This is a genomic window from Roseateles microcysteis, assembly GCF_036880965.1.
In the GTDB taxonomy this organism is placed as follows: Bacteria; Pseudomonadota; Gammaproteobacteria; order Burkholderiales; family Burkholderiaceae_C; genus JAUASW01.
The window spans coordinates 581,321-593,434 of record NZ_JBAJMV010000001.1 but is presented as its reverse complement, the minus strand read 5'-3'; the positions used below and the strand labels follow the sequence as shown (position 1 = coordinate 593,434).

Below are 12,114 nucleotides of genomic sequence, written 5' to 3'. Positions count from 1 at the left end.
GAGAAAGCGGTGCGGGCCTCATGGCCCGCACCATTGTTGCGTCAGAAAGAAGACCGTCCTCAGAACTTGACGCTGGCCACCAGGCGGTAGGTGCGCATGTCGCCGCGCATGCTGTTGGGCTTGCCCAGGTTCAGGTTGTCGCCGCCCACCGCGTTCTTGGTGCCGCCGGCGCCCACCGGGCCACCGCCCCAGTCGTCAAAGCCGCCGTAGTTCTTGGCGTTGAAGAGGTTCAGCGCATCCAGGCGCAGGCCCAGCTTGTGGCCGATGACGGCGAACTCCTTGCTCAGGCCCAGGTCGAACTGCTTGAACGCGGTGGCGTCGCCTTCCACGCTCACGCATTTGTCCCAGCCTGCGGCGCAGCTGGTGATGCGGCGCGGCATGCCGCTGGCCCAGGTGGCCTTGCCCGAGAGGCTCATGCCCCAGGGCAGCAGCTTGTCGGTGACACCGGCCACCACCAGGCGCTGTTTGTCGACCAGGGTCGACGGGTTCCAGCCGTGCGTGGCGCGGCCATAGGTCCAGTCGAAGATGTCGTTGTTCCACTCCTTGCTGGTGGTCTTGGCATTGCTGTAGGTGTAGGCCACGTTCATGGCCCAGCCGGAGGCCACGGTGTAGGGCTTCTCGAACTTCACCAGCACCGAGTCGGTCTTGGTCTCGCCGACGAAGTCGCCGAGGATCAGCGTGCCGTAGCCATCAGGCCCGCCCCACAGCGGGTCGATCGGGCTCTGGTTGGCCCAGCCGCCGTTGGCGTCGCGGTTGCCGCCGAACCAGACGAACTGGTTCTTGGCCTTCACGCTGGACAGCGCGAATTCGGCGTTCCACTCACCCATGCCCTGACGCAGGCCCACGGTGAGCTGGTCGGCGAAGGGCATCTTGAACTTGTTCTTGATCATCCAGATCTCGCCGCCGGCCTGCTCGTTCTTCTGCAGCTCGTCGAGCGCATGGTTGGCCATGGTGCGGTCATAGCTGCGACCCCAGCCGCCGAAGATCACGCTCTCGCGGTTGCCGAACAGGTCATACGAAGCGCCCAGTCGCGGTGCCAGTCCGCCCTTGAAGGCCTGGCGCGAGCTGCCGGTGCTGATGAAGTCGTCGATGTTGACGCCGCCCTTGGCCAGCGACTGCGCATAGGTCTGGCCAGCCACCGGAGTGAAGCCATAGCGCGGCACGTCGAGCTTCTTCAGCGCGGCGACGCGCGCGGCCGGCGTCACGTAGCTGTTGTTGAGCATGTTGCTCTCGTAGTCGTAGCGCGCGCCGATGTTCAGCTCGAACTGCTTGGTGACGGCCCAGTCGTCCTGCAGGTACAGGCCCATCTGGTTGTTCTTGAACGAGGCAGCAGCGCCGGGAATGGCGCGGCGGATGAAGCACTGGTCGCTGTTGTTGCCGCCGTTGGTGATGTTGGTGCCCGTGCAAGCCGTGCCGTTGTAGTAGGCCAGGCCGGTGACGTTGTCGATGATGGTCTCGACCGTGTCCACGCCGAAGGCCGTGCCCGAGAGGTCGTACTTCATGGCCTTGAACTTGGCGCCGCCCTTGAGCACATGGCCCGAGATGCCGGTGTAGGTCAGGTCTTCGGAGATGAAGCTGCCCTTCTGGCCGCGCTTCTGCGCATTGGGCGAGCCGCCGGTGAACAGCACGTCCTGCGAGTTGCTCAGCGCATTCTGGCCGGCCGGCGACACCTTGTACTTGATGAAGGCGGAGCTGGCTGCCGAGCGCGGGTTCCACACATAGTCTTCATAGCCGACGCGGGCTTCGCTGAACCAGCCGCCGCGCGCCCATTCGTGCTTGATGTCGAAACGGGTCTCGTCGTTCTTGCGCTCCACGTCGTTGCCCGGCGCGCTCAGGTCGCGGCTCTCGGGGGAGTGGTCGGCTTCGCGGCGCACGCGCAGGCTCACACTGATGCGCTGCTCATCGTCGAGCTGCGCGTCGATCTTGCCGAACAGCAGGTGTTCCTTGAAGTTGTCGACCTGGCTGCCCTGGAAGCCGGCGATGGTGGGCACGATGCCCTTGCCGGTGGGCAGCATGTTGACGTTGCGCGGCACGATCTGGCGCGAGTCGTCGATGCTCTTGCCGTCGTAGGCGAAGAAGAAGTGCGCCTGATCGCGCACGATGGGGCCACCCAGGCTGAAGCCGTATTCCTTCTTGGACGAGGGCGGCAGTGCCACGCCTGCGGCCTCGCGCTCCTTCTCGAAGGGGTTCTTCTGGCGCCAGTTGGTGCCGGTGCGATCGACATAGGCCTCGCCGTGCAGCTCATTCGTGCCCGACTTGGTGATGGCCGTGATGGCCGCGCTGCTGACCTGCTCGAACTCGGCCTTGTAGTTCTGGCTCAAGACCTTGAACTCGGAAATGGCCGACTGCGGAAACGGATTGCCGCGCGAGCTGTCCTGGCCGCTCAGGCCGCCGCGCAGGATGTTGTTCTTCTGGCCCACGCCGTCGATGAACACATTCACGTGGTCGAAGTTCTGCGCGCCACCCTGGATCTTGGTGTTGCCGCTCTGGTCGGTCGAGAAGGCCACGCCCGGGGCGAGGTCGGCCGAGCTCAGGAAATTGCGTGTGGTCTGTGGCAGTGCCGCAATCATGCGCTGGGAGACGTTGGTGCCCAGCTGCGAGTCCTTCACGCCCTGGCGGGCGCTGCTGCCGGCCACGACGACGCGCTCGAGCTGCTGTGTGTTGGCGGTGAGGTCCACCGAGGCGGTTTCACCGACCTGCACCGTGATCGGCTGCGACTTCACGGCGCCGATGCGGATCTCGTAGACACCCGGCGCCAGGCCGGTGAGCACATAGCTGCCGTCGGCCAGCAGAGTGGCGCGATAGGTGTTGCCATTGGCCTGGTTCACGGCCGTGACCACGGCGCCGGCTTGTGCGCTGGCGACCTGGCCCTTGATGGTGGCCGTGCTCAGCTGGGCGTGGGCAGCGCCCGCCAGTGAGAGCGCGACCGCGGCGGACAGCGCGTGGCGCTGGAATCGGTTCAATCGGTACTTCATCGTTGTCTCCTGTCTTGACTTGTTGTGTCTGTCGCTTGTGATCAGGGGGAGGTCGAACTCAATGAGCGTTCGATGGCTTGCGGGTTTGCGGCTGCGGCGGTGGCGGGCCGGTGCCGCAGGAGCGGCGCAGCACCATTTCCACGGGCATCACGGTGGCCGGATGCTCAGCGCCGTCGGGGTTCTCGAGGCCCTTGGCCAGCGCGTCAAGCGCGGCGGCGCCCAGGGCGGCAATGGGCACGCGGATCGTGCTCAGCGCCGGGCTGACGTAGCGCGCGATGGGGATGTCGTCGAAGCCGGCGATGGCGATGTCGTCCGGCACGCTCAAGCCCGCCTCGGCCAGCGCGGTGAGGCAGCCGATCGCCATCATGTCGTTGCCCGCGAAGACGGCATCGGGCCGGGCCTTCGCCTGGGCGATCTTGCGGCCGGCGCTCCAGCCCGAGGCCTCGCTGAAGTCGCCCTCGAACACCAGCTCCTTCATGCCCGGGCGCAGGCCGGCGCGGTAGCCGCGCAGCCGCTCCTGGGCTTCATGGTTGCCGGCCGGGCCGCCGATGAAGGCGATGCGCTGGCGGCCCGAGGCGGCCAGGTGGGCTGTCATGGTGCGCGCGCCGCCGAAGTTGTCGACCTGAAAGCGGGCGTGCCCCGGCAGGTCCACGTCGGTATTGAGCAGCACGGCCGGCAGGTTGACCGGCAGGTTGTGCGAGAGAAAGCCGGCATCGGCATGCGGCGACATCACCAGCAGACCATCGACCCGGCCATTCATGGCGCGCAGCGCGGCGGCGGCCTCGTCGGCATCGTCATGCGAGCTCGACACCAGCAGATGCAGGCCCCGGGCGCGGGCGGCCTGGTCGATGCCGCGTATCAGCTCCGAGAAGTACTCGCCGTGCAGGTCGGGCAGCAGGGCGCCGATGGTGTCGGTGCGCCGCGTGATCAGGCTGCGGGCCGCGCCCGAGGGCGTGAAGCGCAGCTCGCGGGCGGCGTCGAGGATGCGCTGCTTGGTTTCGGGCAGCACGTTCTCGGCGCCGTTGAGCGCACGCGACACAGTGGCAACCGAGACGCCGGCAACGCGGGCGACATCCTTGATGGTGGCGGGCATGGGGTCTTGTCTCCGGCCTGGAACTCAGTCGTTCCGGCTCATGTAAAGGTTTTCATGATTAGACATGGCGACACATGGGCTCGTGTAATCGTTTACACCAATGGAGGGCGGGTGGACAACAGTTGGCTTCAGGCGGCCAGGGCGCCAGGCGTCCGGCTGGCCGAGGAGAGGGCGATGCAGGCCGCGCCCAGCAGGCCCGGCTGCTGGTGCCTGACCAGCCGCACAGGCACCGCGGCGACTGCTTCCGCGAACGGCCCCTTGGCGCAGAAGCGCGCACGGCAGGCCTCGCTCGTGAGCCAGGGCAGCACGGCTTGCGGCAGGCTGCCAACCAGGTAGGCACCCTGCCAGGCGCCATGCATCAGGACCGCGTCACCCAGCGCCGCAGCCAGGGCCTGGCAGAAGACGCTGACGGCGCCGACCGCCAGCTCGTCATCGTGCGCCGCCAGGATCTGTTCCGGCGACAGCGGGGCCACCATCTGGCCTTCCTCGTGCAGCGCCGCGTAGATGTTCATCAGGCCCGGGCCGCTGATCAGCCTTTCCCACGAGACCCGCCCATAGCGCTGGCGCAGGCGCTGGTGAATGCGCTCTTCCAGCTCGGTTTCGGGCGCGAAGGCAATGTGGCCGCCCTCGGTGTCGCTGATGCGGGTGAGGCCTTCGCCCAGCGAGGCACCCGCCACGCCCAGGCCGGTTCCGGCACCGACGACCACGATGCGTTGCTCGGCCCCCGGCTTGCCGGCGCCGCCCCACAACAGCGTGCTGTCGTCCGGAGTCAGGGCCGGCACAGCGGCAGCCGCAGCGCCGAGGTCGTTGATCAAATGCACCCGCTCCAGCCGCAGGGACTGCGCCAATTGCGCGGCGTCCAGGGTCCAGCCCAGGTTGGTCATGCGCACCTGCTGGCCCAGCACCCGGCCGGCCACGCTGATCACGGCCGTGGCCACCGGCTGCCCGACGTCCTGCAGGTAGAGCCGGGCGGCTTCCTCGAAGCTGCTGTACGCCTGGGCGGCGCTGCTCTGCATCTGCGACAGCGCCACGCCGCCATCGGCGCGGCGTGTGGCCAGGGCCAGGCGGAGATTGGTGCCGCCGATGTCGGCCACCAGGTGCGGCAGCGGGGCTTCAGTCATGGATGGTCGAGCGCCAGCGCGGCGCCTTGGGTCTGTATGACCTGGCTGTAGAAGCGGGCGCTGGCCTTGGGCGTGCGCTCCAGCGTCTCGAAGTTCACGTGCACCAGTCCGAAGCGCTTGGAGAAGCCCAGCGACCATTCCAGGTTGTCCAGGAAAGACCAGGCGAAATAGCCGCGTACATCCGCGCCGCGCTGCATCGCCTGGCCCACGGCCTCGATGTGGGTACGCAGGTAGTGCACGCGCAGCGGGTCGTCCACCTGGCCGTTCACCGCATGGGGCGGGTCGTAGAAGGCGGCGCCGTTCTCGGTCACATAGAGCGGCAGGCCGCCGTAGCGCTCGTGCATCCACACCAGCGTGTCGGCCAGGCTTTGCGGATGCAGCTCCCAGCCGGTCTCGGTGTAGATGCCGTCCTTCTGCCGCACCGGCGAGGCCGGCACCGGCCAGGCCTTGGCGTCGGCCTGCACGACGGCGCGGGTGTAGTAGTTGAGACCCAGGAAGTCGATGGGCACTTTCAGTGCCTCGACCTCGGCCGCCGGCCAGTCGGGCCAGGATTCGCCGAACACCTCGCGCAGCTCCTCTGGGTAGGTGCCCAGCAGGGCAGGGTCCAGGTACTGGCGGTTCATGTAGGCGTCCGCCAGGCGCGCGGCGTGGCGGTCGGCCTCGCTGGCGTTCGGGCCCAGATGCTTGGGCTCGATGTTGACCACCAGGCCGATCTTGTTCTTGCCCACGGCCCGGTAGGCCTTGACGCCCTCGGCATGCGAACGCATCAGGTTGTGCGCCGCCACGGCGGCCTCGTTGGCGCTGCGATGGCCGGGGGCCAGCACGCCGTGCATATAGCCGCCGTCGGCCACCACCCAGGGTTCGTTGAGCGTGGCCCACAGCGGCACGCGGTCGTCCAGCGCCTGGTAGACGATGGTCGCGTAGTCGGCGAACCAGTTCGCCACGTCGGGGTTGAGCCAGCCGCCGCGGTCGTCCAGGGCTTGCGGCAGGTCCCAGTGATAGAGCGTGGCCATGGGCTGGATGCCGGCGGCCAGCAACTCGTCCACCAGGCGCGAATAGAAGTCCAGGCCGGCGGCATTGACCCGCCCGCGCCCCTCCGGCAGCACGCGGCCCCAGGCGATGCTGAAGCGGTAGGCCGTGAGCCCCAGCTGCTTCATCAGCGCCACGTCTTCCTTCATGCGGCGGTAGTGGTCGCAAGCGACGTCACCGGTATCGCCACCCAGGATGCGGCCCGGCGTGCGCGAATAGCGCTGCCAGATGCTCGGCCCCGCGCCATCAGCCAGAGGCGAGCCTTCGATCTGATACGCCGACGTGGCGCAGCCCCAGAGAAACGGAGAGGGGAAGTTCATGGGTGGCTGGTGGTGGCGGGGTGGTGGCAACGGTTGTGAGTGCGGTGTGAAAACGTTTACATGACTATAGCGGGGGGTGGGGAGGGGAGGCTATGGGGTAGTTACCCGGAGGGAGGCAGCTTTGCAGCGGTTGCCGTCATCGGCGATCAGCCGCCGAGTTCACGCTGACAGGCTTCAAGCAGGCGCCGGAGCACCTGGCCGGCTGACGGATTCAACGACCGGTGTCGAGGGTGCTGCGGTCGTCCAGCCTTGCTGCCCGCGGCTGTCGCCGTCAACTCGCGCCGGAATGTCTGCTGCTCGAAGCCTTGGAATGGCGCTCCCGACCCACAGCCACCATACAACCCCTCGGTTTGGCTTCCGAATAGCTGCCGTTGACCCTGATTGTTAGAAGGGGCAAGTAGATGACTATCGCTTCTTGCTCGCGTCTTCGATAGCGCGCTTCAGGCCATCGTGAGTCCATTTGATTGCCTTGCAGCCGTTTTGTCCAAACGAGTCCGGAAGGCTTTTGGGTGCAGAGTCATCGTTGTGTCAATTTGTTTGCTGCCGGCATGCAGGTAAGCGTCGGCGCAATGACCTTAGATGTGTGCGCATTCCGTGCGGCCAGGAAGCCCTCACCGTTGACATAGTGACTTGACACATGTCTAGTTCAACCTCAAGCGCTAAGCGGGAGGCCAGGCCGTGAATGCCGACGAAATTGCGCGCATGACATCCGAGTCGCCGGATGCGCTGATCCTGATGTCGATCGATGGAAAGATCGTGCACTGGGACTCGGGCGCAACCGCAATCTTTGGCTACGACCGCAACGAAGCATGCGCCCGCATGCTGGTCGATCTTGTCGTGCCCGCAGATCGGGCGCTTGAGCAACTCAAGTGCCTTGAGGAAACCCGGCGCCTTGGCAGCACAACCTATGAGGCAGTGCGACGCCGCAAGAACGGCTCGTTGATCTATGTGGACGTCTCCGAGCGTCTCGTGCATGCACAAGACGGGACTTCGCATGTTCTTTCCGCAGTCAAGGATGTCACGCATATCAAGGTCTTGCGGGACGCCAAGCTGATGGAGGAACGCTTCAGGGACCTGCTCGAGTCCACGCCCGATGGCATCGTCATGGCCAACCCGACTGGCCATATCGTGATTGCCAACAGCCAGGCGGAGCGGCTGTTCGGCTACGACGAGGGCGAGCTTCGCGGCCGGTCGGTGGATATGTTGCTTCCGGACCGTTTTCGCCATGCCCACGTCGGGCACCGTTCGAACTACTTCCTGCAGCCCCGCAAACGCGCCATGGGCTCCGGCCTCGACCTCTCAGGGCTGCGCAAGGACGGCAGCGAGTTTCCAATCGAGATCAGCCTCAGTCCCTTGCGCACGGAGGAAAGTGCGTTCGTGATGAGTGCCATCCGCGACATCAGCGAGCGCAAGCGATTCGAAAAAGCTTTGCAGGAGAAGAATCAGGAGCTCGCAACAGCCAATCAAGCCAAGGACCGATTTCTGGCTGGCATGAGTCACGAACTGCGGACACCCTTGAACGCCATCATCGGCTTCACCGGCACCCTGCTGATGAAGCTGCCCGGGCCCATCAACGAGATGCAGGAAAAGCAGTTGCGAACGGTGCAATCCAGTGCCCGCCATCTGCTCGCGCTTATCAATGACCTGCTCGACGTGGCCAAGATCGAGGCCGGCAAAGTCGACCTCAAGCTGGAAATGGTGGATTGCAAGGCCGTGCTCGACGAAGTGGCGGCCACCCTGCGCCTGCAGGCAGATGGCAAGGGCCTGGACTTCACCGTCAGCACGCCGGCGCCTGCAACAGCGTGGCGCACCGACAGGCGGGCCTTGAGCCAGATTCTGATCAACCTTGCGAACAACGCCATCAAGTTCACGGACCACGGGTCTGTCCAGATGACGCTCCTTTTCCATGAGGACGGGACGGAGCGTTCGCTGGAGTTCCGCGTTGACGACACGGGAATCGGCATCCCGCAGCAAGACCAGGCCAAGCTTTTCGGCGCGTTCAGCCGGGTCGTCGGCGCGCAGGAAAACATGCCAGAGGGCACCGGACTGGGCCTGCATCTGAGTCAGAAGCTGGCCGAGCTGCTGGGTGGGGCTATCGAGTTCACCAGCGAAAGTGGTAAGGGCAGCAGCTTCACGCTGGTGCTCAGGGAGCCTGCTTCGTGACTGCACACATCGCCATCATCGAGGACAACCAGGCGAATCTCGAACTGGTCAAGTTCCTGCTCGAATGCAGTGGCTACCTGGTGTCAGTCGCCCGTGACGGCGTGCAAGGTGTCGAGCTGGTCTTTCGCGTGCGGCCCGACCTGGTCATCTGCGACTTGCAGATGCCGGCAATGGATGGCTATCAGGTCTTGTCCCAGCTCAGGGCGACACCCGACGTCGCGCCGATTCCCGTCATCGCGGTCACCGCATTCTCGATGCCGAACGACAGGCATAAGGTATTGACCGCGGGCTTTGATGGCTACATTTCCAAGCCCATCGACCCCGCGACCTTTGTGGGCCAGGTTGGTGCTTTCCTGCCAGCCGGCCTTCGCAGAAGTTTGCCGGCTTCGCCGGGCTGAGGCCGCGCGCATGGCATGCATCTTGGTTGTCGATGATCATGAAGCAAACCGGGAATTGATCAGCAGCCTGGCCAGCTTCAGGGGGCATGAATGCTGCGAGGCCGCCGATGGTCTCGAGGCCCTGGATGTCGTGCGGACCCGGCGGCCCGATCTGGTGATCTGCGACATCCTCATGCCGACGATGGATGGCTATGAGTTCGTGCGCCAGCTCCGGGCCGAGCCCACCATTGCCCACACGGACGTGATCTTCTACACGGCCAACTTCCTCGAACAGGAGGCGCTTCAACTGGCTCAGACCTGCGGCGTCAGGCAGGTTCTGGTCAAGCCCTGCGAACCTGAGGAGGTTCTGCGGGCCATTGACAGGGCGCTCTCCGATACCGGGCCGGCCCCACGGCCGACAGCGACGGACAATGAGCAGTTCGACCGCGAACATCGGCGCTTGTTGGCCGACAAGCTGGTCCAGAAGGCGGACCTGCTCGACCATGCCAACCGCCGGCTCTCGGCCCTGATGGAGCTCAATCTGCAGCTCGCCTCGGAGCGAGACCCGGAAGTTCTGCTCGAGAAGGTATGCCGTGGTGCGCGCAGCTTGATCGGCGCTCGCTACGCCATCCTTGGCGTGAATGACACCTCGCACACAGTCCTGGTTCGCATCGCCACGTCGGGCATGAACGAGGCGGACGCCAGCCGCATCGAGCACCTGCGCATCGACATCGGCATGCCGCGAGACGTGATGCTGGACCGCAGGCCTCAGCGGTTCGTCACCCCTGGCGGTGATCCCCACGTCGCGGGCTTGATTGGCGACTTCCCCCCTGTGCATTCCGGCCTGATCGTCCCTGTCGTTTCGCCCAAGCATGTGTATGGCTGGATTCTGCTCATCGACAAGCTGGGCTCCGATGGGTTCACCGACGAGGATGAGCGGCTGCTGACGGTCAATGCCGCGCAGGCCGGTCGCATCTATGAGAACGGCAGCCTCTACAACCAGATCAAGCAGGCAGCGGCGCAGCTGCAGGTCGAAGTCGTCGAGCGCAAGCAGGCCGGGGACAGGATCCGCGTTCTCAACCAGGAGCTGGAACAGCGCGTCCGGGATCTGCAGCATGTGAGCCGCGCGCTGCGCACGCTCAGCGCCGGCAACCGCACGATGCTGCGGGCGCGCTCCGAATCCGAGTTGCTGAGCAGCATGTGCGATGCGATTGTCTCGGCCGGTTCCTACGATTCCGCCATTGTGTGGTACTGCAACAGCGATGCCAGGCAGCCGTTCAAGCCCATGGCTGAATCGGGGTTCGGCCCCGGATTGGCTGCATTGCAGGCGATGGGCGATGCAGTGGCCGCAGCCGAGATGAGTCGGGGAATCGTGGCGGTGGCGGCACAGAGCGGCAGCACGCAGGTGGCCAATGACATGCGGACGATGCGAGATCCGTTTCAGGACTTGCGTCATCCGGGCGATTGCGCGTCGGCGATTGCCTGCCCGCTGCGCATCGGTGAAGAGATCATCGGCGTGCTGGAGATCTGTCATCGCGAGGCCAATGCATTCCAGCCTGACGAGGTGCAGTTGCTTACCGAGTCGGCAGACGATCTTGCTTTCGGTATTGCAACGCTTCGTGTCCAGGCAGAGCGGGCGCAGACCCAGGCGGCGATGCACCGGCTGACCTATTTCGATGCCATGACCGGCCTGCCCAACGAGGCCCAGTTCAGCGAAGAGCTACATGCCGCCATCACGGCCGGCCAGCGGGAGCAAGGGTGCTTTGCAGTGCTGCAGACCAACCTCGATCGATTGCGTGACGTGAACGCGGCCTTGGGTCTGGAACAAGGCGATGCCATGCTCAAGGAGTTCAGCCGGCGCCTGTTGCGAGTGGCGCCACCCGGCGTGCGGATGGCGCGCTTGCGGGGCAATGAGTTTGCCATGCTCTTGCTGGGCGCCGACCATGTCGCCGCCGCCGCCTTGGTCGACCGCCTTGAAGCCGAGCTGGCCGCCCCCTTTGTCGCCGCCGGCATTCCGCTTGACTTGATTGCAAGAACCGGGATTGCCTTGTTTCCCAGCCACGGCGCCAGTGTCCATGCCCTGTTCCGCTGCATGGACCTGGCCGTGCAGCAGGCGCGCGAGCGCGACTTGCCGCATCTGGTGTACGCCCCAAGCCTCGACCAAGGGCAGTCCGAGCGGCTGCAGATGGCCAGCGCTTTGCGGCGTGCCATCGAAGATGGGGACCTGCGCCTCTACCTCCAGCCCAAGATCGAGATGAACAGCGGCGCGATCTGTGGTGCTGAAGCCTTGGTCAGGTGGCAGCATCCCGAGCGCGGCCTGCTGGCGCCCGGCGTCTTCATTCCCCTGGCGGAGCAGATCGGGCTGATCAAGCCGCTCACTGAATGGATGCTCCGTTCTGCGCTGTACTGGAACAAGACCTGGCTGGCGCAAGGCTGCGCACTGCCCATCGCCGTCAATCTATCGGCCAGGAATCTTCGAGATGAGGACTTGCTGCGGCATATCCGGCAGCTTCATGACAGCACGGGCGTGCCGCGCGGGCTGCTGGAGCTGGAGATCACCGAGACCACGGTCATGGACGACGCGGAATTTGCGATGCGGGTCTTGAATGAGTTGAAGGCCGAAGGCATCCCGCTGCACATCGACGATTTCGGGACCGGCTACTCTTCGCTGAGCTACTTGCAGAAGTTGCCCGTGGACTGCGTCAAGATTGACCAGTCGTTCGTGCGTCACATGACGCAGGACCGTGATTCAGCGGCTATCGTGAAGTCCACCATCGACCTAATCCATGACCTCGGTCGCAAGCTGGTGGCCGAAGGCGTCGAGACCATCGAGTGCTGGCACCAGTTGCAATCATTCGGTTGCGACGTTGCCCAGGGTTACTTGATTGCAAGGCCGATGCCTGCCGAGGAGTTCCAACTTTGGGCAGCCAGCGGCGATCATCTGCCAAGCGGTGCCCATATTCCCGCGCAGTGAAGCACCTCCGCTACAAGGCGGCGTGCCAGGTCACAACTCCCAAGCCGCTGTTTCCGCGCGCC

At 65.2% G+C, this 12,114-nt stretch carries 7 protein-coding genes; 3 read left to right on the top strand and 4 right to left on the bottom strand.

The window, feature by feature from the left end; all coding sequences use genetic code 11:
• Positions 1-59: 59 nt before the first annotated feature.
• From V3596_RS02720 to V3596_RS02705, 4 genes are all read right to left on the bottom strand, one after another.
• The gene (locus V3596_RS02720) at positions 60-2,975 is read right to left on the bottom strand and encodes a TonB-dependent receptor domain-containing protein (protein WP_334276054.1); all 2,916 of its coding nucleotides are present in this window, start codon (positions 2,973-2,975) and stop codon (positions 60-62) included.
• Positions 2,976-3,033: 58 nt separating this feature from the next.
• Positions 3,034-4,068: a LacI family DNA-binding transcriptional regulator gene (locus tag V3596_RS02715; RefSeq protein ID WP_334276053.1), complete on the bottom strand. Its 1,035-nt coding sequence runs from the start codon at positions 4,066-4,068 to the stop codon at positions 3,034-3,036.
• Positions 4,069-4,196: 128 nt separating this feature from the next.
• Positions 4,197-5,189: a glucokinase gene (locus V3596_RS02710; protein WP_334276052.1), complete on the bottom strand. Its 993-nt coding sequence runs from the start codon at positions 5,187-5,189 to the stop codon at positions 4,197-4,199.
• Positions 5,186-6,538 carry a GH1 family beta-glucosidase gene (locus tag V3596_RS02705; RefSeq protein WP_334276051.1) on the bottom strand — a complete coding sequence of 451 codons (1,353 nt, stop codon included), beginning with the start codon at positions 6,536-6,538 and terminating at the stop codon, positions 5,186-5,188. Before V3596_RS02705 ends, V3596_RS02710 begins: the two co-directional genes overlap by 4 nt.
• Before the next feature lie 678 nt (positions 6,539-7,216).
• Here V3596_RS02705 and V3596_RS02700 point away from each other — a divergent pair.
• From V3596_RS02700 to V3596_RS02690, 3 genes are read left to right on the top strand one after another with little or no spacing between them, the layout of a single operon-like run.
• Positions 7,217-8,701, top strand: a complete 1,485-nt coding sequence (locus V3596_RS02700; protein WP_334276050.1) for a PAS domain-containing sensor histidine kinase — start codon at positions 7,217-7,219, stop codon at positions 8,699-8,701.
• On the top strand, positions 8,698-9,099 hold the full coding sequence (locus tag V3596_RS02695; RefSeq protein WP_334276049.1) for a response regulator: 402 nt from the start codon (positions 8,698-8,700) through the stop codon (positions 9,097-9,099). The genes V3596_RS02700 and V3596_RS02695 overlap by 4 nt, the downstream gene beginning before the upstream one ends.
• Positions 9,100-9,109: 10 nt before the next feature.
• Entirely contained in the window at positions 9,110-12,052 is a 2,943-nt protein-coding gene (locus tag V3596_RS02690; protein WP_334276048.1) for an EAL domain-containing protein, read from the top strand.
• The last annotated feature ends 62 nt before the right edge of the window (positions 12,053-12,114 follow it).